The organism is Sphaerotilus sp. (assembly GCF_034519685.1).
In the GTDB taxonomy this organism is placed as follows: Bacteria; Pseudomonadota; Gammaproteobacteria; order Burkholderiales; family Burkholderiaceae_C; genus Sphaerotilus.
The window spans coordinates 183,438-208,158 of the sequence record NZ_JAXHOF010000007.1 but is presented as its reverse complement, the minus strand read 5'-3'; the positions used below and the strand labels follow the sequence as shown (position 1 = coordinate 208,158).

Genomic DNA, 24,721 nt, shown 5'->3' with positions numbered 1-24,721 from the left:
TGTCTCCCCCTTGTTGGGGCGGCAGTCTAGGCCGCCGCCGGGAGACCGACAAGGGCGGGATTACGCCGCTTCGGCCAGCAGCTTTTCCAGCAAGGCGTGCAGTTGCGCGAAGTCCGGCTCACCGACGTAGCGCTGGACGATCTCGCCCTTCTTGTTGAGGATGAAGGTGGTCGGCGTGAGCTGGACCTTGCCGAACTGCCGGGCGATCTCGCCGGTGTTGTCCACCGTCACCCGGAACGGCAGCTTGCGCGTCTCGGCGAAGTTCACCACGTAGGCCGGCGGGTCATAGGCCATCGCCACCGACAGCGTCTCGAAGCCGCGGTCCTTGTACTTCTGGTGCGTCTCGATCAGGTGCGGCATTTCCTTGACGCAGGTCGTGCAGCTCGTCGCCCAGAAGTTGACCAGCACCACCTGGCCGCGCAGCGCATCGCTGCTGTGCTTCGTCCCGTCGAGCAGCGTGTACTGCACAGTGGGCGCCATCTCCTTGCCACCCACGGCGAAGGTGGCAGCGATGGCGAGCGCGGCAATGGCCACGGCGGCGAGGGCGATGCGGGCGGTTTTCATGGTGGTCAAAGTGTATGCCAGCGCTCTTGTCCAACGGGGAAAGGCCGGTATGCCGTAGCATTTCCCTTCGTTCGCCTTTTGCACCCCTCGCGGTGCCTGTCCGGAAGAAACCGCCCCATGACCGCATCCCCCCTCGTGCGCGGCTACGAAGTCGTGATCGGCTTCGAGACCCACGCCCAGCTCTCGACCCAGTCGAAGATCTTCTCCGGCGCCTCGACCCGCTTCGGCGCCGAGCCGAACACGCAAGCCTGCGCGGTCGACCTGGCGCTGCCCGGCGTGCTGCCGGTGATGAACCGCGGCGCCGTGGAGCGCGCGATCCAGTTCGGGCTGGCCGTGAACGCGACCATCGCGCCGATGTCGATCTTCGCGCGCAAGAACTACTTCTACCCCGACCTGCCCAAGGGCTACCAGATCAGCCAGTACGAGATCCCGGTCGTGCAGGGCGGCGTGGTCGAGTTCTTCGTCGACGGCGAGCCGTTCCGCCTCAACCTGACCCGCGCCCACCTGGAGGAAGACGCCGGCAAGTCCGTGCATGAAAACCTGCACGGCATGACCGGCATCGACCTGAACCGCGCCGGCACGCCGCTGCTGGAGATCGTCACCGAGCCGGAGCTGCGCTCGTCGAAGCAGGCGGTCGAGTACGCCAAGGCGCTGCACACGCTGGTGGTGTGGCTGGGCATGTGCGACGGCAACATGCAGGAGGGCTCCTTCCGCTGCGACGCCAACGTCTCGGTGCGCCGCCCGGGCCAGCCCTTCGGCACCCGCCGCGAGATCAAGAACCTCAACAGCTTCCGCTTCCTGCAGCAGGCGATCGACTACGAGATCCAGTGGCAGATCGACCAGATCGAGGACGGCGTCGAGATCGTGCAGGCCACCGTGCTGTTCGACCCGGACACCGGCGAGACCCGGATGATGCGCACCAAGGAAGACGCACACGACTACCGCTATTTCCCCGACCCGGACCTGCCGCCGCTGGTGATCGCGCCGGAGTGGGTGGAGCGCGTGCGCAGCGAGATGCCCGAGCTGCCCGGCGCGCTGGCCGCCCGTCTGCAGCGCGAGCTGGGGCTGCCCGCCTACGACGCCGCGATGATGACCACCAGCCGCGCCACCGCTGCCTATTTCGACGCGGCCCACGCCGTCTGCGGACAGCCCAAGCTGGTCGCCAACTGGATCATGGGCGAGATCAGCAAGCGCCTGAACACCGACGGCGGCGACATCGCCTCGGCGCCGGTGGCCCCCGCCACCCTCGGCACGCTGATCGGCCGCATCCAGGACGGCACCCTCTCGAACAATGCCGCCCGCCAGGTGTTCGAGGCGCTATGGACCGGCGAAGGCTCGGACGTGGACGCCGTGATCGAGGCCAAGGGCCTGCGGCAGATGAACGACAGCGGCGCGCTGGAGAAGATCCTCGACGAGGTGCTGGCCGCCAACGCCAAGTCAGTCGAAGACTACCGGGCGGGCAAGGAAAAGGCCTTCGGCGCGCTGGTCGGCCAGGCGATGAAGGCCACCAAGGGCAAGGCCAACCCGGCCCAGGTCAACGCGCTGCTGAAGCAGAAGCTGGCAGGCTGACCGAACCGGGCGCCGCCCCCGCCCACAGCCGCTTCAGGCGCGCCAGCTCCTGGTCGTAGGTGGCGTTGATGCGGTTGATCTCGGCCTGGTGGTTCTGGGCCGCGTCCTGCTGGGCCTGCAGCGCGGCCTGGTTGTTGCCGAACTTGATCTTCAGCTCGCGCGGCAGGTCGCGGCCCTTGTAGAACTCGGCTTCGTCCTGCAGCCGCCGGCGCTCATGCTCCAGCTCGGCGAGGCGGCGTTCGGTGGCGGAGAGGGCGGTATTCAATGGCTCCAGCGCCGCGCGGCGGGCCCGCTGGTGGCGGGCCTCGTCGGGATAGCGGCCCAGCAGGTTGCGGTCCAGCCGGATCGCATCGCGGCGCATCGCCTCCGCGGCCATCTCCCGCCGCAGCCGATCCTCGTGGGCCGCACGCTCCTCCGCGGTCATCGACGGTGGCACCACCTTGCGCACGGAGCCATCCGAGTTGCGCAGCTCCTGCGCACGGTCGAGGCATTCCGCGATCGGGCGGTCCGAGGTGATGCGCTGGCCCTTGGCGTTGACGCAGGTGTAGATGTTGGCCGCCAGCGCAGCCGGCAGCAGGCCCAGCCCGGCCAACCCGGCCAGCGCCGTCTGTGCCGCGCGGGCCGGGTTCACGGCTGGACTCCGTAGCGCTCGCGGTAGGCCTGCACCGCCGGCAGGCTGCTGCTCAGGCGCGGGTCGCTCTGGCCCTGCAGATACGCCAGCAGATCGGTCAGCGTGGCGATGGCCACCACCGACAGCCCGAGTTCGCGCTGCACGTACTGCACGGCGGAATGCGGCGCATCGACGCCGTGTTCGCTGGCCTTTTCCTGGCGGTCCAGCGCGATCGTCACCGCGCACGGCGTCGCGCCCGCCGCCCGGATCATGGCGATCGACTCGCGCACCGAGGTGCCAGCCGAGATCACGTCGTCGATGATGAGCACGCGGCCCTGCACCGGGGCGCCGACCAGCGTGCCGCCCTCGCCGTGGTCCTTGGCTTCCTTGCGGTTGTAGGCGTAGGGCACGTTCTTGCCGAGGCGCGCCAGCTCGATCGAGACGGCGGCGGCCAGCGTGATGCCCTTGTAGGCGGGGCCGAAGAGCATGTCGAACTCGACGCCCGAGGCCAGCAGCCGCTGTGCATAGAATTGCGCCAGACGGCCCAGCTTGGCGCCGTCATCGAACAGACCGGCATTGAAGAAGTAGGGCGACAGCCGCCCCGCCTTGGTCTTGAACTCGCCGAAGCGCAACACGCCGGCATCGACCGCGAAGGCCACGAATTCCTGGGCAAGAGCGTCGGTGCGGGGGGAGCTTGCGTCTTGGGTCATCTGCGTGGACGAAAGATTGACGATCAAAAGGGTCTGGTGATGCGACTGGTCAGCCTCAACCTCAACGGCATCCGCTCAGCGGCCAGCAAGGGCCTGCTGGAGTGGGTCGAATCCGTGCAGGTCGATTGTATGGGGGTGCAGGAAGTGAAAGCCCAGGCTCAGGATCTGAGCCCATCGCTCACTGTGCTGGACGGCATGCATGGACATTTTCATTTTGCGCAGAAAAAGGGCTATTCCGGGGTAGGGATGTACACCCGGCACACCCCGACCGAGGTCATCACCGGCCTGGGCATCCCGGAGTTCGACGACGAGGGCCGCTATGTGGAAGTCCGCCACGACACGCCCGAGCGTCGGCTGTCGATCATCAGCTGCTACTTCCCCAGCGGCTCCTCCGGCGACGAACGCCAGCAGGCCAAGTTCCGCTTCATCGACGCGATCTATCCGCACTTGATGGCGCTGAAGGCCGAACGCGAGTTCATCCTGGTGGGCGACATCAACATCGCGCACCGGGAAGCCGACCTGAAGAACTGGAAGGGCAACCTGAAGCACTCGGGGTTCCTGCCCGAGGAGCGGGCGTGGATGACGCGGCTGCTCGACCCGGCCGAGGGCGGACTGGTCGATGTCCACCGGCGGCTGCACCCCGACACGACCGACGCCTGCTATACGTGGTGGAGCAACCGCGGGCAGGCGCGCGCGAAGAACGTGGGCTGGCGGATCGACTACCACCTCGCGACGCCGGGGCTGGCGGCGCTGGCGCGGTCAGCGTCGATCTACAAGGGGCAGTGGTTCAGTGACCATGCGCCGTTGACGGTGGAGTACGACTTGGCGCTGTGAGGATCGATCCTTGACATCCTCCCCGCCCGCCGCTGGTGAATTGCGTCGCTACCGTGGCGACCACGGCGCCCATGCCCATGGACATGTTCAGGTGCTGTTTGGCGGATACGCCACATACGCAAACCGCTCGCTGTCCGGCGCCCATCCATTCACGTTGAGCGTCCCCTGCCCGCCGAGCAGATGAACCAGATCGGTCGCCGCTCCGCCCTCGGCGGGCGCGAGGCGCAGGATGACCGCCCGGTTCGCCGGGTGCCCGAGCGTGCCGGGCGGGTAGCTCAGGTAGAGCATCCAGCGGCCGTCCGGTGACAGGTGCGGGAACCAGTTGACGCGCGCGTCGTGGGTCAGCTGCTCGACGCCCTGGCCGTCCGGGCGCATGCGGAACAGTTGCGAGTGGCCGGGCGTGTGCGCGCCGATCTCGCCGTTGAAGTAGATCCACGCGCCGTCGGGCGAATACTCCGGGCCATCGACCGGCACGCCCGGCCGCAGCAGCACCCGGTCTTCGCCCCCGTGCGCGGGCACGGTGCACAGGCTGTAGTCGTAGCCGAGACCCTCGGCAGAGGCACGCAGGCCCACGTACGCGAGCAGCGCGCCATCGGGCGAGACGCCGTGCAGGTAGTAGCGCAATCCCGTCTCGACCAGCGCCTCGCTGGACACCCGCCGCGGCACGCCGCCCTCGAACGGCACGGCCAGCAGGCGCCCGTCATCGGTCGAGACATACACCGTGCGCCCGTCCGGCGAGAGCACATGGTCGTTGTTGGCGGGGGCGTGCGCGCCCGTGTCAAGGCGCTCCGGCGCCACCGAAGTGCCATCGGCGCGGACCCGGAACAGCGCGCCCTCGCTGTTGAACAGCAGCCACTGCCCGTCCGGCGACCAGTTCGGCGCCTCGATCAGGTGCCCGGTCTCCAGCACGACGCGGCGGTGGCGTCCGTGGCGGTCGGCGATGGTGAGCTGCGCGCGCTGGCGGCCGGGGACAAACGCCGGGGTGCCGATGAGGTCGTGGGGCTGGTCCTGCATGGGGCGGGCCTTCGTGGACAGGTGAGGCCGCCAGTCTCGCAGACCCGGTGCCAGAATCCGCCCGTGACTCCCCTGCTCAACACCCTTGCGTCGATGCCCTTGCCCACCGACGCCACACGCCTCTTCCACGGCCGCGGCGGCCTGCACGCCGGCTGCGAACACTGGACGCTCGATTTCTACCCACCCGTCTGGGTGCTGACCAGCTTCCAGCCGGTGCCCGACGAGGAAGTGGCCACCATTGGCACGGCACTCACCGCCCGCTGGGCAGAACTGGCGCCGGGACAGCCGCTGAACTGGGTCTTCCAGACGCGCCACGCGGGCCGCGCCGAGACGCGGCTGATGGCCGGCCGCGTGCCCGAGCCACACGCGGTGAGCGAGGACGGCACGCGCTACCTCGTCCACGTGCTGCGCGGCCAGAACCACGGCCTGTTCCTTGACATGGCGGAAGGGCGCCGCTGGGTGCGGGCGCTGGCGGCGCAGACGCCGCGCCTGAAGGTGCTGAACCTGTTCGCCTACACCTGCGCGTTTTCGGTGGTGGCGCTGCAGGCGGGGGCGCGCCAGGTGGTCAATGTGGACATGAGCCACGGCGCGCTCGCCATCGGCCAGCAGAACCACCGCCTCAACGGCGTGGCCGACGGCGCGAGTTTCCTGCCGCACGACATCTTCAGCTCCTGGGGCAAGATCAACCGCAGCGGCCCCTACGACCTCGTCGTCGTCGATCCGCCCAGCTACCAGAAGGGCAGCTTCGTGGCGGGCAAGGACTACGCGCGGCTGATGCGGCGCCTGCCGGACCTGCTCGCGCCCGGCGGTCACGCGCTGCTGTGCCTGAACGCGCCGGAACTCGGCCCCGACTTCCTCACCGAGCCGATGCAGGCCCTGGCGCCCGAGCTGACGCTGGTGCAGCGCCTGCCGAATCCGCCGGCCTTCGCGGATGTGTCGGCCGAGCGCTCCCTGAAGGTGCTGGTCTACCGGGCACCCGCCCTGGCCTGACGCCTGCGCGGTCAGCGCAGCTGTTCTTCACCACCCCCCAAAGGCCTCCCATGCCCTTGCAATTGACCGTCAACGGCCAGCACCACACGCTGGACCTCGAACCCGACATGCCACTGCTGTGGGTGCTGCGCGATGTGCTGGACCTGCCCGGCACCAAGTTCGGCTGTGGCATGGCGCTGTGCGGCGCCTGCACGGTCCATGTCGACGGGGCGGCGGTGCGGTCCTGCGTGACGCCGGTGGGCAGCGTGGCGGGCCAGGTGACGACCATCGAGGGGCTGGGCACGCCCGAGGCACTGCACGCAGTGCAGGCAGCCTGGATCGCGCACCAGGTGGCACAGTGCGGCTACTGCCAGTCGGGCCAGATCATGGGGGCTGCGGCCCTGCTGCGGCAGACCCCGGCGCCGACCGACGCCGACATCGACGCCGCCCTGTCCGGCCACCTCTGCCGCTGCGGCGCCTACCCGCGCATCCGCGCCGCGGTCCACGACGCGGCCCAGCGTCTGCAGCAGGGCGCCCGCGCATGAGCCGGCTCGCCACCCTCACGCGCCGCGGCGTCCTGATCGGCTCGGTCGCCGTGCTGGGCGGCGCAGCCTTCGGGGTCTGGCGCTACCGCCAGCCACACCCGAATCCGCTGCTGGACACATTGCCCGAGGGCAGCCACGCGATCACGCCCTATGTGCGCATCGACGCACAGGGTGTCACGGTCATCACGCCGCGCGCCGAGATGGGCCAGGGCGTGCACACCACGCTGGCCGCACTGGTCGCCGAGGAGCTGGATGTCGATTGGGACGATCTGCGCGTCGAACACGGCCCGCCCGGCGCGGCCTACTACAACCGGGCGATGCTGGTGGAGGCGGTGCCCTTTGGCGTGCTCGACCACAGCGCCGCGGCCGAGGCGATGCGCGGCACGATGGGTGTGCTGGCCAAGTTCATCGGCCTGCAGGGAACAGGCGGATCGTCCAGCCTGCCGGACGCCTTCGACAAGATGCGCCTGGCCGGCGCGGCAGCGCGCTTCGCGCTGGTGGCGGCGGCGGCGCAGCGGCTGGGCGTGCCGGCGTCCGCGCTGAAGACCGCCTCCGGTGCCGTGGTCGCGCCCGATGGCCGCCGCCTGTCCTACCCCGAACTGGCCGCCGACGCCGCCCGGGTGGACCTGCCGGACGCGCTCCCGCTCAAGCCCCGCGCGCTGTGGCGCTACCTCGGCAAGTCCATGCCGCGCGTGGACATGGTGGGCAAATGCACCGGCACCGCCACCTTCGGCATCGACGTGCGCCTGCCCGGCATGGTGTTCGCCACCGTGCGCATGAACCCAGCCCTCGACGCCCCGCTGACCGCCTTCGACGCCACGGCGGCCAAGGCGATGCGCGGCGTGCTGCAGGTGGTGGCGCTGCCCGGCGGCATCGGGGTGGTCGCCGACAACACCTGGCGCGCATTCCAGGCGGCGCAGGCCGTCCGGTGCACCTGGGGCGCCCCGGTCTACCCGCCGACCACCGCAGCGCTGATGGACGCGGTCGCCGCCTCCTTCGACCCCAGGCACGAGGACAAGCAGTGGCGCAACGACGGTGACGTGGACCAGGCGATGGCCGCCGGACAGGCGCTGGAGGCCGAATACCGTGTCCCCTACCTCGCCCACGCCACGATGGAGCCGATGAACGCCGTGGCCTGGCTGCAAGGTGGCCGGCTCGACCTGTGGACCGGCACCCAGGTGCCCACCCTGGCCCGCGACCAGGCGGCCAAGGTGGCCGGTCTCGATGCCGCGCAGGTCCACGTCCACACCCTGCCGATGGGCGGCGGCTTCGGGCGCAGGGCCGAGTCGGACTATGTGCTGCAGGCGGTGCGGCTGGCGATGGCCATGCCGGGCAAGCCGGTCAAGCTCACCTGGCGCCGCGAAGAGGACATGGGCCACGACAGCTACCGCCCGCCCGCCATCGCCCGCCTGCGCGGGGCCACCGGACCGGGCACGGTGCTGGCGCTGGACCTGCGCGTGGCGAGTCCTTCGGTGCTGGCGTCGCAGGGCGGGCGCATCGGGCTGGCGCCACCCGGCCCGGACAAGCTGATCGCCGATGGCCTGCACGACCAGCCCTACGCCTTGCCGCACTGGCGCGCCACCACCTACCGCACGCCAGCGAGCGTGCCGGTGGGCTCATGGCGTTCGGTGGGCAACTCGTTCAACGGCTTCTTCCTGGAGAGTTTTCTCGACGAGCTGGCCCACCAGGCGGATGCGGACCCGATGGCCCTGCGGCGCGCGCTGCTCACCCACGCGCCGTCCCGCGCGGTGCTGGAGGCGGTGGCCAAGCTCTCCGACTGGGAGACACCGCTGGAGGCAGGGCGCGGTCGGGGACTGGCCTTCCACCTCTCGTTCGGTGTGCCGGTGGCCGAGGTGGTCGAGGTCACGGCCACGCCGCAGGGCATCCGCATCGACCAGCTCAGCATCGCCGCCGACGTGGGCACCGCGCTGGACCCGCGCAACATCGAGGCCCAGCTGCAGTCGGGCGCACTCTTCGGGCTGAGCGCGGCGGTGTTCGGCGAGATCACCTTCGCGGGGGGCGCGGTCGAGCAGGGCAATTTCCACCAGTACGACACGCTGCGCATGGCCCAGGTGCCGCGCATCCGCGTACAGGTGCTGGAGGGCGGCGGCCCCCTCCGCGGCGTGGGCGAGCCCGGCACACCGCCGGCCGCGCCCGCGCTGGCCAACGCGATCTTCCGGGCCACCGGGCAGCGCATCCGCACCCTGCCGCTGCGCCAGCACATCGCCTTCGTCTAGCGCCCGTCCCACGTCCAACCGATCCCCCACCCGCAACACCGCCATGGACCTGCTACGCATCCACCACGCCGCGATCATCGCGTCCGACTACGCCCGCTCGCGGCATTTCTACACCGCGCTGCTCGGCCTGCGCGTGCTGGCGGAGCATTACCGCGAGGCGCGCGACTCCTGGAAGCTCGACCTCGCGCTGCCGGACGGCTCGCAGCTGGAGCTGTTCTCCTTCCCCGCGCCGCCGCCGCGGCCCTCGCGACCAGAGGCCTGCGGGCTGCGGCACCTGGCGTTCTCCGTGGACGACGTGCAGGCGTGGAAAACACGACTGGAGGCCGAGGGGATCGCGGTGGAGGACATCCGCCTCGACGAGTACACCGGGCACCGCTTCGTGTTCTTCGCCGATCCGGACGGGCTGCCGCTGGAGCTGTACGAAACGGCGCCGGCCCGGTGAGCGATCTGCTTCATTGTTTCTTCGCCTTGGCCACTTCTTCGGCCACCAGTGCGGACAGCTGATCGGGCCCGAAACTCGGCAGGCTGCGGCCGTTGACGAAGAAGGTCGGCGTCCTGGTGACCTGCAGCGCGGTGAGGTCGTCCATGTCCTGCTGCAACAGCGCCTGCAGGCCGGGCTTCTCCATCGCCTGCCGCGCCTTGTCGAGGTCCAGCCCGGCCTGCTCGGCCGCCTGGAATGCGTTCTCGATGCGGGGCTGGCCATGGTCGGCCCAGGTGGGCTGCGCGGCCAGCACCGCTTCCAGCACGGTCTGGTACTGGCCCTGGCTCCGGGACGCCTCCAGCAGCTTGACCACCTGGTCCGAGCCCTGGTGGAACGGCGCATACCGGATCACGAGCCGTACATCGTCGGGATAGCGGGCCAGCAGGTTCTTCACGAGGGGGTAGAACGCGCGGCAGGTTTCGCAGGCCGGGTCGAAAAACTCGACGATGGTGACGGGCGCATTCTGCGGACCGAACACCGGCGAATGCATGCGCACCAGCCGGGTCTGTTCGGCCCGGACCTGCACATCCTGCGCGGTCTGCACACGCGACTGGTAGGCGTTCATGCCCAGATAGAAGAACAGGGCCACCAGCGCCAGCAGGCCGACGACGGTGATTTTTCTGGCGTTCATGCGCGGGTCTTTCTCAAGTAGGTCAACAGCAGCAGGGCAATCGCAGCGAAGGCCAGCAGGGACAGCCACGGAATCTGGACGCCCCCCAGGATTTCCAGGCGCTGTTCGCTGCACGAAGGTCCAGCCCCACACGGCACCCACCACTTGGGCACCCACCCAGCGATCAGCGCGCCATGGTAGCCAGCCATCGCAGTCCCCCCGAGTGCCAGTGGCAATGCGTACACCGCGCCGCGCCGGTCGTCGGCAAAGACGGACATGCCCAGGATGAGCGCCAGCGGGAACATGAAGATGCGCTGGTACCAGCACAGCAGGCAGGGCGTCATGCCCATGACTTCACCGAGGAAGAGCGCGCCGAGCGTGGCCGCCAGCGCCACGCACCAGGCCGCCATGAGCCAGATCCAGCTTCGGTTCATGCCGGCAACTCGTCAGTGGGCATGGCCATGGTGGTCGTCCCCGGCCGGGGTGCCGCCCAGTTCTGCGCGCGCCTGGCGCATCACCGTCCAGCCGCCGTGCAGCGCCAGCGCCGCCATCAGGCTGGCCACCGCCAGGTCCGGCCAGGCCGAGCCGGTACCGAACACGCCCAGCGCGGCCATGAACACCGCCGCATTGCCGATGGCGTCGTTGCGCGAGCACAGCCACACGCTGCGCATGTTGGCGTCGCCTTCGCGGAAGGCGTAGAGCATCCAGGCCACCGCCACATTGGCCAGCAGCGCCAGCAACGCCACGGCACCCATGGTCATGGCCTGCGGCACCTCGCCGTGCCACAGCGACCACACCGCAGCGCCCAGCACATACAGGCCGAAGCCCACCATGCTGGCCGCCTTCAGCAGCGCAGCGCGTGCGCGCCACGCCAGCGCCGAGGCGAGCACGGCCAGCGAGACCGCGTAGTTCAGCGCATCGCCCCCGAAATCGACCGCATCGGCCAGCAGTGACAGCGAACCCGCGCGCAACCCGGCGCCGATCTCGACGAGGAACATCGCGGCGTTGACGACCAAGGCGATCCAGAGGATGCGGCGGTAGCGGGCCAGGTGGACGATGGTCTCGGCCTTGGGGGTGTCGTGGTCACAGCAATGGGCAGACATGGGGCATTCCTTTCAACAACAGTGCCTCTGCATTGGAAACCCTAAAGTCACTACAGTGTCAACCCAAGGCAAGCCAACACAAGCCAACACAAGCCAACACAAACACTTGCCTCCACGAAAGGACTCCCATGCAGATCAAGGAACTGGCCCGCGCCACGGGCGTGGAGGTGGAGACCATCCGCTACTACGAAAAGCAGGGCCTGCTGCCTGCGCCGGCCCGGCGCGACAACGGCTACCGCGACTACGCGGCCGAGCACCTGGAGCGCCTGTCGTTCATCCGTCACTGCCGGGCGCTGGACATGCCGCTGGCCGATGTGCAGCGGCTGCTCAGCTTCGTGGACGCACCGCTGGCCGACTGCCGCGACGTGGACCGGCTGGTCGACGAGCAGCTGGCGCGTGTGCGGGCGCGGCTCAAGAGCATGCGGGTGCTGGAGAAACAGCTTCTGCAACTGCGCGCGCGCTGCTCAGGCCCCCACGACCACACCGGGCATTGCGGCATCCTGGATGAGCTGGTGTCCGCGGCACAGGGCGAAGCCCGCGCGGGCACGACCGGAACCTGAATTGAACATTTTCAGATCCGGGCCGTAATGCGCCACCAATATTTGGTAGCACTTGTTATGGAACATTAGTTGATGGTGAGAAAAATCACCTTGACTTTTTGTTCGAGCACAAAAATACCAATTTTTGAGGATTGAGTCCGGTGAAGCGCACAGTCTGGCATGGAGGGCGGGAAGTTCGGCTGTTCGCCGGCTTGCGCCGGTTGTGGATGGCGGGCCTGCTGGCCATCGCCAGCCTGTTCGGCCTGGCCCATCCCGTGGTGCAGGCGGCCACACCGACCGGCCCCAGCGTGGCCCTGCACTACGGCGCCAGACCGCCCTGGAACGCCCTGTCCGCCTTCGACTGGGTGGTGCTCGAACCCGGTCACCACGGCGACATCGCCGCGCGCGCGCAGGCAGCCCCCAACACGCGCTTCCTGGCCTACCTGTCGGTGGGCGAAGTCCACCGCGAGCATCCGCTCCACGCCACGATCCCGGCCACCTGGCTGATCGGCCGCAATGACGCCTGGAACAGCGCCGTGGTCGACCAGCGCACACCGGAATGGCCGGCCTGGTTCGTCGAGAACGTGGCCCGTCCGCAATGGGACAAGGGCTACCGCGGCTTCTTCCTCGACACGCTGGACTCCTACCAGCTGGCCGCCAAGACCCCCGAGGAGCGCGCCGCGCAGGAAGCCGGCCTGGTGCGGACGGTCAAGGCGCTCAAGGCCGCGTTTCCCCAGGCGAAGCTGATCTTCAACCGCGGCTTCGAGATCCTGCCGCAGCTCGCGCAGGAGGCCGACATGGTCGCCGCCGAGTCGCTCTACCGCGGCTGGGACCAGAAGAACCGCCGCTACCAGGCCGTGCCCGAAGCCGATCGCGCCTGGCTGCTCGGCCAGCTCGACCAGGTGCGGACCCGCCACCAGCGCCCGGTGCTGGCCATCGACTATGTCGCCCCGCAGGAGCGTGCGCTGGCCCGCGAGACGGCCCAGCGCATCCAGTCGCACGGCTTCATCCCCTGGGTGACGACGCCGGACCTGGACACACTCGGACTGGGCGCGATCGAGGTGCTGCCACGCCGGCTGCTGATCCTGCACGACGCGGAGGTTGGCAAGGACTCGACCGAGATGCCGTCCTCGGACGCTCTGCGCTTCTTCGCCACGCCGGCGTACTACCTCGGGCTGGTGCCGCTGTTCATCAACCCGGACGAGGAACCGCTGCCGTCGCTGGCCGCACTCGGGCCGCTGGCCGGCATCGTCACCACCTTCACCAACGACAAGCCTCGCCCGGCCACAGCCAAGCTGCTGCGCCAGGCCATCGCCGACGGCACCCGCGTGGTGGCGCTGGGCTGGCCCGGGGTGGGTGACGCCAACACGGTGCGCGACACCTTCGGGCTGGTGCGTCGGGTGGGGCCGTACCGCGCGGTGTCGCCGGTGGCGTTCAGCCAGCGCGATGCGGCGATCGGCTTCGAGGTCTCGCCGACGCCGGGGCCGCTGGATTTCGTGCCGCTGGCCGCACCGCCCACCTCCGAGCTGCTGCTGCAGGCGCGCGACGCCAGCGGCACGACGATGGACGCCGTGGCGCTGACCCCGTGGGGCGGCTATGCCTGGCCTGGCTACAGCCTGGCGCGGTTGCCGGCAGGCAAGGACGAGTTCCGCTGGGTGATCGACCCGATCGCCTTCCTGCGGCGGGCCCTGGCGCTGCCTGCGATGCCCGTGCCCGACACGACCACCGACACCGGCCGGCGCATGCTGCTGGTCCACATCGACGGCGACGGCTTCCCCAACCGCAGCGACCAGCCCGGCTCGCCGCTGTCGAGCGAGGTGCTGCTGCGCGAGGTGCTGGCGCGCTACCGGGTGCCCACCGCGATGTCGGTCATCGAGGGCGAGACCGCGCCGCACGGCCTGTATCCGAAACTCGCGCCCCAGATGGAAGACCACGCGCGGCGCATGTTCGCGCTGCCGCACATCGAGCTGGCGACCCACACCTTCTCGCATCCCTTCAAGTGGAGCGATGTCGAGGGCGGCGCCTTCGGCAAGGGCTATTCGCTGGAACTGCCGGGCTACCGCTTCGACGCCGAGCGCGAGATCACCGGCTCGATCCGCTACATCGAGTCCCGCCTGGCCCCGCCGGGCAAGCGTGTCACGCTGGTCCACTGGAGCGGCGACACCAACCCGAACGCCGCCACGCTGGACGCGGTCGAGCGCGCCGGCGTGCTGTCGATCAACGGCGGCGACACCACCATCACCCGCGCCGTGCCGTCGATGACCCATGTTGCGCCGCTCGGGCTGCACAAGGGCCGGCATTTCCAGGTCTTCGCCCCGAACCAGAACGAGAACGTCTACACCGGCGAGTTCCTCGGTCCGCTCTACGGCCACGAGCGGGTGATCCAGACCTTCGAGATGACCGAGAAGCCCTACCGCCTCAAGCCGGTCAACATCTACTACCACACCTATGCGGTGTCGCGCCGGGCCTCGCTGGAGGCCCTGCACCGCGCCTACCGCTGGGCCTTGGCGCAGCCGCTGCACCCGGTCTACACCTCGGAGTGGGTGCGCAAGGCGATGAACTATGAAGACATCGTGGTGGCACGGGCCGCCGATGGCAGCTTCCTGGTGCGCGGGGCGACCGCGCTGCGCCAGATGCGGCTGCCACGCGCCGCCGGCGTGCCGCAGATGGCGCTGAGCACGGGCGTGGCCGGCTACAACCAGCACGGCACCGAGCAGTACATCCACCTCGACGGCCCCCAAGCCCGCATCGTGCTGGCCCCGCAGCCGGATGCCATGCCTTACCTGGTCGACGCCAACGCCCGCATCGACGCGCTGGTGCGTGAGGGCAGCACGACCCGCGTGACCCTGCACGCCCATGTGCCCCTGCGCTTCACGGTGCGCCACCCGAACGGCTGCAGCGTCAGCCTGGGTGGACGCCGCCTGACGCCGCTGCGCAGCAGCGACGGACTCCACCACTACGCCAGCGACCAAGATGGAACAGAAACGCTCACGATTGGTTGCCCCTGACGCAACCGGCTTGCGGGCGCGCATCCTGTCCACCAGCGGGCTGCTGGCGGTGTCGGCGATGGTGCTGGTGCTGCTGGTCACCCTCTACCCGCGCCAGGAGCTGATCGAGCGCCTGCGCGGCGAGCCGCGCAACGACGCGCTCAGTGTCAGCTACCTCGCCAACCTGCTGAGCAGCGAGCCGGACAACGACGAGCTGCGCATCCTGCTGGCCGAGCGCCATTTCGCGCTGAAGCAGGCAGACCGGGCCGAGCAGGTGCTCTCGCCGCTGCAGACCCGCGCACCCGCGGGTGGCGCCGACACCGCGCTGCGCCTGTCCCGGCTGCGCTACAGCCTGCTGGAGCTACGTGCCAACGCCGCCCTGCCCGGCAGCGACAGCGCCCGGCTGCTGCGTGCGCAACTGGTCGACGCGCTGCGGGAACGCCTGGCGCTGCCCTGGTCCACGCCCGATCTGCTGCTGTTCGCCCGCAAGGCCACCGCGCTGGAGCAGTTGCCGCTGGCCCAGCGCTTCCACGCCCTGATCCGCTTCGACGACCAGGGGGCACAGGCGCCGTGGTTCGAGGAAGCCGTGCGCACGGCGATCTGGGCGCAGGACTACCAGGGGGCGGTCACCCTGCACCAGCGGGCGATGCAGATCGCCCCCTCCGAGGCCCAGCGGCGCTGGCACCTGCGCGAAGGGCTGCGCATCCTGCAGTCGGGCAATCTGCTGGGCGAGGCGCTCACACTGGCCCGCCGACACGACGATCTCGTCGGACGCGACGCCGGTCTGCTGGACTACCTGACCCGCCTTGCCCTGGCCGCCAACCGCCCCGACCAGGCGCAGGACTACGCCCGCCGCCTGCTGCAGATGAACGGCAATGCGGCCGCGCTGGAGCCGCCGCGCACGCCGGTGCTACCCGACGGGCTGGGATGGGTGGCCGCACTGGTGGAGGCGCTGGTCAGCCCGGCGCAGGCGCAGCCGATGCCGGCACCGGTCGATGCCGACCGCGGCGCCGTGCCCGCCGATGCGGCCGGGGACGTGCGGACGCGGCCCGAACCGGGCGATCCGCGCCTGCCCTTCGAGGACACGTCGTACCTGCTGGCCTACCAGACCTTCCTGGCGGGCCGCAACCTGAACGACGCCTGGCGCGTGGCCGCATCCGCGGTGCGCCAGGCGCCAGAGCAGCACGCCTGGCGCGAGCGGCTGGCGCAGGTGTCCGAGTGGGTCGGGCGACCGCAGGACGCGCTGCAGCAGTGGCGCACGCTGGCGCAGCAGCTCTCCCGCAGCGGTGCCGCCCCGCGCGAGCAACGCGAGATGCTGGACCGGGCGCTGCAGGGTGTGCTGCGCCTGGCACCCAGCCTCAACGACGAGGAAGTGCTGCTGCAGACCTGGACCCAGATCGCGGCCCTGCGCCCGCTGACGGTGAAGGAAACCCTCGACGTGGTCGCCCTGACCGAACGGCTGGGCCGTCCCGAGGAGGGCATGGGCTGGCTGGTCGAGTCCGACCGCCGCCAGCCCGCCCGGGCATTGCTGGAGATGCAGGTCGATCTGGCCGAACGCATGGGCGAGCTGCCGACAGCCATCGACGCGCTGCGCCGGCTCATCGCCCGCGAGGGCACGAATGTCCCGCGCGCCATGCGGCTGGCCACCTTCCATGGCATGCGCGGCGAAGCGGCACTCGGCCACGAGGCCCTGTCGCCGCTGAGCGCCACGACCAGCCCGCAGGACACGGCCTACTGGCGCCTGCTGGGTCAGATGGCCTGGTCGCTCCAGCGCGAGGACCAGGCGCTGCACGCCCTGACGCAGATCACCCGCCACGGCGACTTCAACGCCTTCGAGGCCGACCGGCTGCTGGGGCTGCTGCTGGCGCGCGACCGCACCGAGGCCGCCCGGTTCGCCGAGACCGCCTGGCAGCGGCTGCGCATGCCCGGCTACCTGCTGGCGGCGCTGGAGCAATGGTGGAACCTGCAGGACTTGGCCCAGATGGAGCGGCTGTTCAACGGCACCGGCCCTGCGGAAGAGGCGCTGGTGGCCGACGAGGCCTATTTCTGGACCCTGCGCGCCCAGTGGCACCAGGCCCGGGGCAACATGGCCGCCGCCAAGGCCGACCTGCTGCGCGCCATGGAGGCCGAGCCCGGACTGATCGAGACCCGCGTCGCCTATCTCGCCCTGCTGATCGACACGGCGCAGCACCAGGAACTGCAGCAGCGCCTGCTCGCCTGGCACGGCGAAGCGGAACAGAACCCCTTGTACGACGCCGCCTACGCCGCCGGCTACATGGCGCTGGACCAGCCGCGCCGCGCCCTGCCGTTCTGGCGGCGGCAGGCGCCCGCCCTGCGCGAGGACGCGCTGTGGGTGGCCGCCTATGCCGACGTGCTCGACGCCGCCGGACAGGGCGAGGCAGCCGCCCGGGTGCGTGTCCAGGCCCTGATGCTGACCCGCCGGCGCCTGCAGGGCGACAGCGCCGGCACCCTGACCGCCGAACAGCGCCACACGCTGCAGCTCCAGCTCGCGCGGCTGCAGCTCGCCCGTGCCACCGCCGACGAAGGCCTGCGCACGCTGCGCGGGCTGCTCGCGCCGGGCGGACTGCTGGGGCCGGGGACGGCCACCGCCTCCGCGGCAGAGGCCCGCGCCGCGCAGGACCTGACCCTGGGCTGGCTGCTCTCGAACGAGCGGCATGACCAGACCCGCTGGTGGCTGGGGCGCCGGCAGACCCGCGCGCTCGCCGCCCCCGTGTGGGCCGAGATGACCCTGGCGCTGCACGAGGGCGATCTCTCCACCGTGCGCGCCCTGCTGGACGGGCCGCATGGCAACGGCCTGCCCGTCGGCCAGCGCATCGAGGCCCTGCAGGCGCTCGGCCGGACCCGCCAGGCCCAGACCCTGCGCATCGACCAGCTCGGCGCACGCGACGACGACGGCCTGCACGAAGCCTATGCCGACACCGCCTGGCAGGCGCAGCGCCGCTTCACCGCCGACCTGAACCTGCAGCGCGACAGCCTGCGCACCACCGAGCAGAGCGTCGCGCTGGCCCTGCCGCTGACCGAGACCGCCCTGCTGCACCTGCACCTGCAGGACCGCCACCAGCGCACCGACCTGGGTGGCGGGCGCACGCCGTCCTTCGGCACCGTGGCCGCCCACGACCGCACCGCCAGCGCCACCCTGCAGTGGCGCCCCGACCGCGCGCTGCAGCTCGACGGCACGCTGGGGCTGCGGTCCGCCGAACGGAACACGATCCCTTCCCTCGCCTTCTCCGCGACCGTGCAGCCCATGGCGCGGCTGCAGCTGCGGGCCGACCTGGGCCTGCAGACCCGCGCACCGGACAGCACCGCGCTGTCGGTGGCCGGCCTGCAGAACGAGGCCCGCCTGTCGGGCGACCTGCGCCTGACGCTGACCAACCCGGTGCGGGTGACCGTGCGCGCGGCGCAGTTCGGGCTGCAGGGCGGCGGCAGCCTCGGCAGCGCGCTGGGGCTGGACTGGGAAGTCGGCCAGGTCATCCGCGGCGGCACGCCCGACCTCGGGCTGCGCCTGTTCGGCAACTACACCCGCTACCGCCAGAAGGACGGCGCCCTGCCCGACTGGACCAGCCGCCTGACCACGGACGGCCAGCGCCCCGGCGCCAGCTACTTCGTGCCCGACAGCTTCGCGCTGCACGGCATCGGTCTAAGCGCCGGCCTGTCCAGTCGCGACGCCTACCAGCGCCCGTGGCGGCCCTACCTCGACCTGAGCCTGACCCACCACAGCCGGCTCGGCGTCGGCCACGCCTTCACGGTCGGGGCCAGCGGCCGGCTCACCGGCGCCGACCAGCTCCAGCTCCAGTTCAGCACCACCCGCGCCGGCAGCAGCGGCGACGCCCGCTCGTTCGGCGTGCGCTACGTGCGCCCGTTCTGATCCACCAGGAAATCCGCCATGTCCACGTCCCTTTCCTCTCGCCTTCTCCACCGCTTCCTGCTGCTCCTGCTGGCCCTGGGCGCGGCGGGTTGCACCGTGATGGACCGCAGCCGCGGCAACACCGTGGCGCTGGAGGCCGGTGCCCGCTGGGCCATCCTGCCGCTGGCCAACCACACCGAGACGCCCCAGGCCGGTCTGCGGGCCGAGGTCATCCTCGAATCCCTGCTGCGCCAGCGCGGTCTGCAGAGTGTCGAGCGCCCACCCGCGGCCGTGGTCAACGACCTGCTCGGCGAATCCCCGGACAGCAAGCTGCGACAGGACGGCCAGCGCTGGGCCGCCGAGCAGGGCATCCGCTACGCCATCACCGGCGCGGTGGACGAATGGCGCTACAAGGTGGGCGTCGATGGCGAGCCGGCCGTCGGGCTGGTGCTGCAGATCATCGACCTGAAGAACGGTCAGGTCATCTGGACCGCCACCGGCGCCAAGTCCGGCTGGAGCCGTGAAGCCCTGTCCGCCGTCGGCCAGAAGCTCATGCGCGACCTGCTCGGCGACCTCTCGCTGCGCTGAACCCTGGGGTCCGCCATGCTGGTTTCCAAGCTCACGGCCGATGCCACCGCCCAGGACGGGCTGCACGCGCTCGCGTCCCCCCGGGCCAGGATGGGCTGGGCCGCACTCGAAGTGGTGCTGATGACGCTGGCCATCCTGGCCATCGGCCACTGGGTCTCGCCGGCCGATCCGCTGTTCACCCAGGCGCCGATCCCGTGGACCTGGTTCGCGCCGATCCTGGTCGCGCTGCGCTACGGCGTGCTGGCCGGGCTGGGCTCGATGGTGCTGGTGCTGCTGGCCTGGCGGGTGCTGCAGGGGGCGGATCCGTCGGCGCCCTTCCCGGCGCTGTATTTCCTGGGCGGGCTGCTGCTGACCATGGTCTGCGGCGAGTTCAGCGGCCTGTGGCGCTCGCGCATCCGCCGGTTGTCGCAGGCCAACGCCTACCTCGAAGACCGCATCGAGCGCGTCACCAACCGCCTGTTCATGGTCCAGCGCTCGCACGACGTGCTGGAGCAGGATCTGCTGCTGCAGCCGTCCACGCTGCGCCAGGCGCTCGGCGACATGCGCGCACGCTCGCTGGCCGGCCAGCTCGCCGCACCGGCCGCGGCCAAGGCCTTCCTCGATTTCCTCGGCGTCCACTGCCAGATCGAGAGCGCGCAGGTCATCACCCTCACCCCTGGCCCGGCCCATGGTGCCACGCTCGCCAGCGTCGGCCAGCCGGTGACGGTGCGGCTGGACGACCCGCTGGTGCGCTTCGCGCTCGACCAGCACCGCCTGGCCCATGTGCAGGCCGGCTTTCCGGCCCACGAAGCCGCCACGACCCACCTCGTCGCCGCGCCGCTGGTGCTCGGCACGCACCGCGAGCAGGCGCTGCTGGTGGTCAGCCGCATGCCCTTCCTGGCGCTGCACGACGAGGCGCTGGAGCTGATGGCCGTGCTGTGCTCGTCGTTCTCGGACGCGGCGCTGGTCGGCGATGAAGTGCCGGGGCTGCTGACCCACCTGCCGAACTGCCCGGTCGAGTTCGCCGAGGAAGCCAGCCGGCTCGACCGGATCGCCCGCGAGTTCCAGCTGCCCAGCCAGGTGGTGGTGCTGACCTTCGGCGACACGGAGCACGCCGCCAGCCAGCGCCGTCTGGCCGAGCGCCGCGCCCGCTCGCCCGACATCGTCTGGCCCCATGCGCTGGAGGACGGGCGTGAGCGGCTGGTCACGCTGATGCCGCTGGTCGGCCGTGCCGCGGTCGACGGCTATCTGCGCAGTCTGGCGTCCTATGTCGCCGAACGCCAGGGGCTGGCGCCCCACCAGGCCGACCTGGCCACGCTGGGCATCCACCACCGCGTGATCACGCTGGGTCAGTCCGCACTGGCGCCAGCGCTGGTCGGCGTGCTCGGAGGCCCACACGCATGAACCCGTTGCAGTTCCTGCTGGCGCTGGGGCTGGAGGTCGGTGCGGCGCTGCTGCTGTGGACTGGCGAGCGCGATGTGCTGCGCCTGGGCGCCTATGTCGGCACGCATGCGCTGGCCTGTGGCGTGCTGGCCGTGGCGCTCTACCCGCTGCTGCCGGCGCGGCTGCGCCAGCCGCCGCTGGCGGTGCTGGGGCTGCTGTTCAGCCTGGCGTTCTTCATTCCGTTCCTCGGGCTGCTGGCCTTGCTGCTGGCGGTGGGGGTGATGCGGATGCTGCCGCTGCGCCAGACCGACAACCACTTCCGGCTGGCCGCCCCGCCGGAGTTCCTGCTGTCGGTGCGCGAGCCGGCACGGCTGTTCCGCGGCCTGAGCATCCGCCAGCTGCTGACCGATGTGCACGCCGCCCCCACGCTGCGCACCCGGGCCCTCAACGCCATCGCCAGCAAGCCCGCGCGCATCGCCGGTGACCTGCTGCGCAAGCTGCTGAGCGACCCGGTGGAAGACCTGCGCCTGGTCGCCTACGGCCTGCTCGACACCCAGGAAAAGGCCCTGCGCACCCGCATCACGCAGCAGGCCGCCGTGCTGGAGCGGCTCACCACCGAGCCCGGCAGCCACAGCGGCAGCCGCATCGAGGTGCTGCGCCAGCTGGCCGAGCTGAACTTCGAGCTGGTCTACCAGTCGCTGGTGCAGGGCGATGTGCGCGAGCACACGCTGGCGCGCGCCATCGAGCACGCCGAGGCCGCCATCGCGCTCGACCCCTCCGACGGCGGCCTGCGCCAGCTGCTGGCGCGCATGCACCTGGAGCAGGGCGACATCGACCGCGCCTGCGACGACCTGATCCGCGCCACCGAGGACGGCCTGCCCGACAACCGCGTGCTGCCCTACCTCGCCGAGATGGCCTACCGCCGCGGCGACTGGGCCAGCGTGCGCGCCCTGATGCAACGCATCGACCCGCTGACCGTGACCCCGCGCATGGCCGCGCTGGTGCGCTACTGGCAACCCGCAGGAGAGCGGACTTGAACGCATTGCCGGCCTTGCCCCGTGCCGAATCGGCCGACATCGCGCTGCTGCTGGAGGGCACCTACCCCTACATCTCGGGCGGGGTGTCGAGCTGGGTGCACCAGATCATCACGGGCTTCCCGGACCTGACCTTCGCAGTCGTGTTCCTGGGATCGCGGCCCGAGGACTACGGCCCGGTCCGCTACACGCTGCCGCCGAACCTGGTCCACGTCGAGGCGCACTACCTCTTCGACCACGACGACGCACGCCCCGCCCAGCGCACGGTGCGCACCGACCCGGCCGCCTTTGCCCATGTCAAGGCGCTGCACCGGCACTGGCAAGACCCGGAATCCAGCCCCGTCGGCACCGACCCGCAGGCCCTGTTCGGCGCCGTGGTCGACCGCTTCGACAACCAGCTCTCCGAGGCCCATTTCCTGCGCGGCGACCAGGCCTGGCAGCACCTGTGCGCGCAGTACGAGGAGCGCTGCACCGACCCGTCCTTCGTCGACTACTTCTGGACCGTGCGCACCATGCATGCGCCGCTGTGGAAGTTGAAGCGCATCGCCGACGGGCTGATCCCGGTGAAGGCGTTCCACACCGTCTCGACCGGCTACGCCGGCCTGCTCGGCGCCATGTGCAAGCGCCGGCACGGCCGCTCGCTGGTGCTGTCCGAACACGGCATCTACACCAAGGAGCGCAAGATCGACCTGTTCGGCGCCCGCTGGATCGCCGACAACCGCTCGGTGCTGCAGCGCGACCTGACCGAGCTGAGCTATTTCCGCGAGCTGTGGATCCGCTTCTTCCAGGGCATCGGCAAGGCCTGCTACGACTCCAGCGACCAGATCATCGCGCTCTACGAGGCCAACCGCCGCCGCCAGGTCGCCGACGGCGCCGCCGGCGAGCGCACCAGCACCATCCCCAACGGCATCGACATCGCCCGCTTCGCGCCGCTGCGCGCGCTGCGGCCGGTGGAGGTGCCGCCCGTGCTGTGCCTGATCGGGCGCGTGGTGCCGATCAAGGACGTCAAGACCTTCATCCGCGCCCTGCGCAGCGTCATCAACCAGCTGCCCGACGCCGAGGGCTGGATCGCCGGCCCCGAGGACGAAGACCCGGTCTATGCCGAAGAGTGCAAGCTGCTGATCGACAGCCTGGGCCTGCAGGACAAGGTGCGCTTCCTCGGTTTCCAGCAGCTCACCGAGCTGCTGCCGAAGGTGGGGCTGGTGGTGCTGTCCTCGATCAGCGAGGCGCTGCCGCTGGTGCTGCTGGAAGGCTTCGCCGCGGGCGTGCCGGCGGTGAGCACCGACGTCGGCTCCTGCCGCCAGCTCATCGAGGGGCTGGACGACGAGGACCGTGCGCTCGGCCCCTCCGGGCGGGTGGTCGGGCTGGCCGATCCGAAGGCGCTGGCCGACGCCGCCATCGAGCTGCTCTCCGACGCCGATGCCTGGCAACGCGCCAGCGAGGCGGGTGTGGAGCGGGTCTACCGCTACTACTCGCTCGAACGCATGCTCGGGCGTTACCGCGCAGTCTATGAAAGGGCCCTGACGTGGCAGGCATCGGTTTCGAGCTGAGGAAGCTCCTGCGGCGCGACAGCTTCGCCGGACTGTTCAAGGCCTACGCCTACGCGGGCATCATCAGCTCCGGGCCGTGGGTGCTGTCGATCCTGGGCATCCTGGTGATCGGTCTGGTGTCGGCGGTGACGGTGCAGGACCACCAGATCACCCAGTTCCAGGTCTCGGTGACCTACCTCATCATGCTGTCGCTGGTGCTCACGGGGCCGATCCAGCTCTCCTTCACCCGCTGGGTGGCGGACCGACTGTTCGAGAAGCGACAGGCCGTCGTCGCACCCAACTTCATCGGTGCGCTGCTGATCGTCACCGTCGGCTCCGGGCTGCTCGGGCTGTTGGCGGTGGCCACGCTGTTCCCGGGCCAGACCAACCTCTACCGCGTCACCTTCGCCGGCGGGCTGGTGGTGATGAGCGGCATCTGGCTGGCCACGATCTTCCTGTCCGGCATGAAGCAGTACAAGACCATCGTCGGGCTGTTCGGCCTGGGCTATGGCGTCAGCGTCAGTGGCGCGCTGCTGCTGCGTGGCATGGGCATGGAGGGGCTGCTGCTGGGCTTCGTGGTCGGGCAGTTCGTGCTGCTGGCGGGGATGCTGGTGATGGTGCTGCGCACGCTGCCCACCGAGCGGTTGATCGCCTTCGAGTTCCTGCAGCCGGGGGCGATGTTCACCTCGCTGGTCTGGGTCGGGCTGTTCTACAACCTGGGCGTCTGGGCCGACAAGCTGGTGTTCTGGGCCGCGCCGGAAGTCAGCCAGGCCATCATCGGCCCGCTTCGGGCATCGATCATCTACGACATGCCGGCCTTCCTCGCCTATCTGGCGATCATCCCCGGCATGGCGGTGTTCCTGGTGCGCATCGAGACTGACTTCGTCGAATACTACGAACGCTTTTACGACGCCGTGCGCGAGGGTGGCTCGCTGGGCAACATCCAGCGCCTGCGCGACGAGATGGTGTTCACCATCCGGCAAGGGCTGTACGAGATCCTGAAGATCCAGGGCATCACGGTGCTGCTGGTGATCCTGGTGGCCCCCACGGTGCTGGACTGGCTGGGCATCTCGCACCTCTACCTGCCGCTGCTCTACCTGCACGTGGTCGCCGCCAGCCTGCAGGTGGTGCTGCTCGGGCTGCTGAACATCTTCTTCTACCTCGACCGGCGCCGCGTCGTGTTCGGGCTGACGGCGCTGCTGCTGGTGCTCAACATCGGACTGTCGGTGGTGACGCTCAAGCTCGGTGCGTCCTTCTACGGCTACGGCGTGGCGCTGGCGATGATGATCACGGTGTTCGTCGCCATGCTCGCGCTGGAGAGCAAGCTGCACAAGCTGGAGTACGAGACGTTCATGCTGCAGTGACGGCCGTGGTCCGGACAGCGCGGCATGGGGGTGCTGTCCACCGTGGGGCGAACTTGTGCACACTTGCAGCACATCGTCAGTCCACAGCCCCTGCGCCCTTGCCGGCGTGCCAGAAAGAGCCCCATGCAGCCAGTGTCCGAGTCCGTCCTGCGAGCCAAGCCGCTCGCAGAGTTGGTGGTGGTGTCCATTCGCAGCGAGACGCGCCGA

The 24,721-nt window shown here is 70.2% G+C and carries 21 protein-coding genes; 14 read left to right on the top strand and 7 right to left on the bottom strand.

The genetic code is table 11. From position 1 onward, the window contains the following. Window positions 1-60: 60 nt before the first annotated feature. Complete coding sequence (locus U5O44_RS22865; protein ID WP_322590736.1) at window positions 61-564, bottom strand: TlpA family protein disulfide reductase; 504 nt, start codon at window positions 562-564, stop codon at window positions 61-63. 117 nt (window positions 565-681) lie between these two features. On the opposite strand from U5O44_RS22865, the gene gatB reads away from it, so the two are divergent. Further along, a complete protein-coding gene (gene gatB, locus U5O44_RS22860; RefSeq protein WP_322590735.1) occupies window positions 682-2,133 on the top strand; it encodes an Asp-tRNA(Asn)/Glu-tRNA(Gln) amidotransferase subunit GatB in 1,452 nt (483 codons plus the stop codon). On the opposite strand, the gene U5O44_RS22855 is transcribed toward gatB, so the two are convergent. Both U5O44_RS22855 and pyrE read right to left on the bottom strand, forming a co-directional pair. Further along, window positions 2,099-2,764: a DUF4124 domain-containing protein gene (locus U5O44_RS22855; protein WP_322590734.1), complete on the bottom strand. Its 666-nt coding sequence runs from the start codon at window positions 2,762-2,764 to the stop codon at window positions 2,099-2,101. The genes gatB and U5O44_RS22855 overlap by 35 nt on opposite strands. Then, window positions 2,761-3,453: an orotate phosphoribosyltransferase gene (gene pyrE, locus U5O44_RS22850; RefSeq protein WP_322590733.1), complete on the bottom strand. Its 693-nt coding sequence runs from the start codon at window positions 3,451-3,453 to the stop codon at window positions 2,761-2,763. The genes U5O44_RS22855 and pyrE overlap by 4 nt, the downstream gene beginning before the upstream one ends. A 39-nt stretch (window positions 3,454-3,492) precedes the next feature. On the opposite strand from pyrE, the gene U5O44_RS22845 reads away from it, so the two are divergent. Beyond that, on the top strand, window positions 3,493-4,287 hold the full coding sequence (locus tag U5O44_RS22845) for an exodeoxyribonuclease III (RefSeq protein ID WP_322590732.1): 795 nt from the start codon (window positions 3,493-3,495) through the stop codon (window positions 4,285-4,287). Between the two features lie 87 nt (window positions 4,288-4,374). Here the strand turns inward: U5O44_RS22845 and U5O44_RS22840 are convergent, their stop codons facing one another. Next, window positions 4,375-5,301, bottom strand: coding sequence for a TolB family protein (locus tag U5O44_RS22840; RefSeq protein WP_322590731.1), 927 nt, complete (start codon window positions 5,299-5,301; stop codon window positions 4,375-4,377). A gap of 93 nt (window positions 5,302-5,394) precedes the next feature. Between U5O44_RS22840 and U5O44_RS22835 the strand changes: the two genes are divergently transcribed. From U5O44_RS22835 to gloA2, 4 genes are read left to right on the top strand one after another with little or no spacing between them, the layout of a single operon-like run. Then, entirely contained in the window at window positions 5,395-6,291 is an 897-nt protein-coding gene (locus U5O44_RS22835) for a class I SAM-dependent methyltransferase (RefSeq protein WP_416222235.1), read from the top strand. A 50-nt stretch (window positions 6,292-6,341) separates the two neighbouring features. Continuing rightward, a complete protein-coding gene (locus U5O44_RS22830; protein ID WP_322590729.1) occupies window positions 6,342-6,815 on the top strand; it encodes a (2Fe-2S)-binding protein in 474 nt (157 codons plus the stop codon). Beyond that, entirely contained in the window at window positions 6,812-9,052 is a 2,241-nt protein-coding gene (locus U5O44_RS22825) for a xanthine dehydrogenase family protein molybdopterin-binding subunit (protein ID WP_322590728.1), read from the top strand. Before U5O44_RS22830 ends, U5O44_RS22825 begins: the two co-directional genes overlap by 4 nt. A 43-nt stretch (window positions 9,053-9,095) precedes the next feature. Further along, window positions 9,096-9,494, top strand: a complete 399-nt coding sequence (gloA2, locus tag U5O44_RS22820; RefSeq protein WP_322590727.1) for an SMU1112c/YaeR family gloxylase I-like metalloprotein — start codon at window positions 9,096-9,098, stop codon at window positions 9,492-9,494. A gap of 10 nt (window positions 9,495-9,504) precedes the next feature. Here gloA2 and U5O44_RS22815 read toward each other — a convergent pair whose 3' ends face one another. The 3 genes from U5O44_RS22815 to U5O44_RS22805 are packed head-to-tail and all read right to left on the bottom strand — an operon-like array spanning window position 9,505 to window position 11,246. Then, a complete protein-coding gene (locus U5O44_RS22815) occupies window positions 9,505-10,164 on the bottom strand; it encodes a DsbA family protein (protein WP_322590726.1) in 660 nt (219 codons plus the stop codon). After that, window positions 10,161-10,577: a disulfide bond formation protein B gene (locus U5O44_RS22810; protein WP_322590725.1), complete on the bottom strand. Its 417-nt coding sequence runs from the start codon at window positions 10,575-10,577 to the stop codon at window positions 10,161-10,163. The genes U5O44_RS22815 and U5O44_RS22810 overlap by 4 nt, the downstream gene beginning before the upstream one ends. Window positions 10,578-10,589: 12 nt before the next feature. Then, a complete protein-coding gene (locus U5O44_RS22805) occupies window positions 10,590-11,246 on the bottom strand; it encodes a cation efflux transmembrane domain-containing protein (RefSeq protein WP_322590724.1) in 657 nt (218 codons plus the stop codon). 128 nt (window positions 11,247-11,374) lie between these two features. On the opposite strand from U5O44_RS22805, the gene U5O44_RS22800 reads away from it, so the two are divergent. The 8 genes from U5O44_RS22800 (at window position 11,375) to pelG (ending at window position 24,514) form a co-directional block, all read left to right on the top strand. Further along, a complete protein-coding gene (locus U5O44_RS22800) occupies window positions 11,375-11,806 on the top strand; it encodes a Cd(II)/Pb(II)-responsive transcriptional regulator (protein ID WP_322590723.1) in 432 nt (143 codons plus the stop codon). Between the two features lie 140 nt (window positions 11,807-11,946). Beyond that, complete coding sequence (locus tag U5O44_RS22795; RefSeq protein WP_322590722.1) at window positions 11,947-14,793, top strand: bifunctional glycoside hydrolase/polysaccharide deacetylase family protein; 2,847 nt, start codon at window positions 11,947-11,949, stop codon at window positions 14,791-14,793. Then, window positions 14,780-18,658: a tetratricopeptide repeat protein gene (locus U5O44_RS22790; RefSeq protein WP_322590721.1), complete on the top strand. Its 3,879-nt coding sequence runs from the start codon at window positions 14,780-14,782 to the stop codon at window positions 18,656-18,658. Before U5O44_RS22795 ends, U5O44_RS22790 begins: the two co-directional genes overlap by 14 nt. A gap of 18 nt (window positions 18,659-18,676) precedes the next feature. Next, the gene (locus U5O44_RS22785) at window positions 18,677-19,225 is read left to right on the top strand and encodes a penicillin-binding protein activator LpoB (protein WP_322590720.1); all 549 of its coding nucleotides are present in this window, start codon (window positions 18,677-18,679) and stop codon (window positions 19,223-19,225) included. Between the two features lie 15 nt (window positions 19,226-19,240). Then, on the top strand, window positions 19,241-20,608 hold the full coding sequence (locus U5O44_RS22780) for a PelD GGDEF domain-containing protein (RefSeq protein WP_322590719.1): 1,368 nt from the start codon (window positions 19,241-19,243) through the stop codon (window positions 20,606-20,608). Further along, window positions 20,605-21,624, top strand: coding sequence for a tetratricopeptide repeat protein (locus tag U5O44_RS22775; protein WP_322590718.1), 1,020 nt, complete (start codon window positions 20,605-20,607; stop codon window positions 21,622-21,624). The genes U5O44_RS22780 and U5O44_RS22775 overlap by 4 nt, the downstream gene beginning before the upstream one ends. Beyond that, window positions 21,621-23,171 carry a GT4 family glycosyltransferase PelF gene (gene pelF, locus U5O44_RS22770; RefSeq protein ID WP_322590717.1) on the top strand — a complete coding sequence of 517 codons (1,551 nt, stop codon included), beginning with the start codon at window positions 21,621-21,623 and terminating at the stop codon, window positions 23,169-23,171. Before U5O44_RS22775 ends, pelF begins: the two co-directional genes overlap by 4 nt. Continuing rightward, window positions 23,147-24,514, top strand: coding sequence for an exopolysaccharide Pel transporter PelG (gene pelG / locus U5O44_RS22765; protein ID WP_322590716.1), 1,368 nt, complete (start codon window positions 23,147-23,149; stop codon window positions 24,512-24,514). The genes pelF and pelG overlap by 25 nt, the downstream gene beginning before the upstream one ends. Window positions 24,515-24,721: the final 207 nt, after the last annotated feature.

Coding starts and splice junctions, on each gene's coding strand:
- U5O44_RS22865 (WP_322590736.1), bottom strand. CDS start 564: ATGAAAACCGCCCGCATCGCCCTCGCCGCCGTGGCCATTGCCGCGCTC.
- gatB (WP_322590735.1), top strand. CDS start 682: ATGACCGCATCCCCCCTCGTGCGCGGCTACGAAGTCGTGATCGGCTTC.
- pyrE (WP_322590733.1), bottom strand. CDS start 3,453: ATGACCCAAGACGCAAGCTCCCCCCGCACCGACGCTCTTGCCCAGGAA.
- U5O44_RS22845 (WP_322590732.1), top strand. CDS start 3,493: ATGCGACTGGTCAGCCTCAACCTCAACGGCATCCGCTCAGCGGCCAGC.
- U5O44_RS22840 (WP_322590731.1), bottom strand. CDS start 5,301: ATGCAGGACCAGCCCCACGACCTCATCGGCACCCCGGCGTTTGTCCCC.
- U5O44_RS22835 (WP_416222235.1), top strand. CDS start 5,395: ATGCCCTTGCCCACCGACGCCACACGCCTCTTCCACGGCCGCGGCGGC.
- U5O44_RS22830 (WP_322590729.1), top strand. CDS start 6,342: ATGCCCTTGCAATTGACCGTCAACGGCCAGCACCACACGCTGGACCTC.
- U5O44_RS22825 (WP_322590728.1), top strand. CDS start 6,812: ATGAGCCGGCTCGCCACCCTCACGCGCCGCGGCGTCCTGATCGGCTCG.
- gloA2 (WP_322590727.1), top strand. CDS start 9,096: ATGGACCTGCTACGCATCCACCACGCCGCGATCATCGCGTCCGACTAC.
- U5O44_RS22815 (WP_322590726.1), bottom strand. CDS start 10,164: ATGAACGCCAGAAAAATCACCGTCGTCGGCCTGCTGGCGCTGGTGGCC.
- U5O44_RS22810 (WP_322590725.1), bottom strand. CDS start 10,577: ATGAACCGAAGCTGGATCTGGCTCATGGCGGCCTGGTGCGTGGCGCTG.
- U5O44_RS22805 (WP_322590724.1), bottom strand. CDS start 11,246: ATGTCTGCCCATTGCTGTGACCACGACACCCCCAAGGCCGAGACCATC.
- U5O44_RS22800 (WP_322590723.1), top strand. CDS start 11,375: ATGCAGATCAAGGAACTGGCCCGCGCCACGGGCGTGGAGGTGGAGACC.
- U5O44_RS22785 (WP_322590720.1), top strand. CDS start 18,677: ATGTCCACGTCCCTTTCCTCTCGCCTTCTCCACCGCTTCCTGCTGCTC.
- U5O44_RS22780 (WP_322590719.1), top strand. CDS start 19,241: ATGCTGGTTTCCAAGCTCACGGCCGATGCCACCGCCCAGGACGGGCTG.
- U5O44_RS22775 (WP_322590718.1), top strand. CDS start 20,605: ATGAACCCGTTGCAGTTCCTGCTGGCGCTGGGGCTGGAGGTCGGTGCG.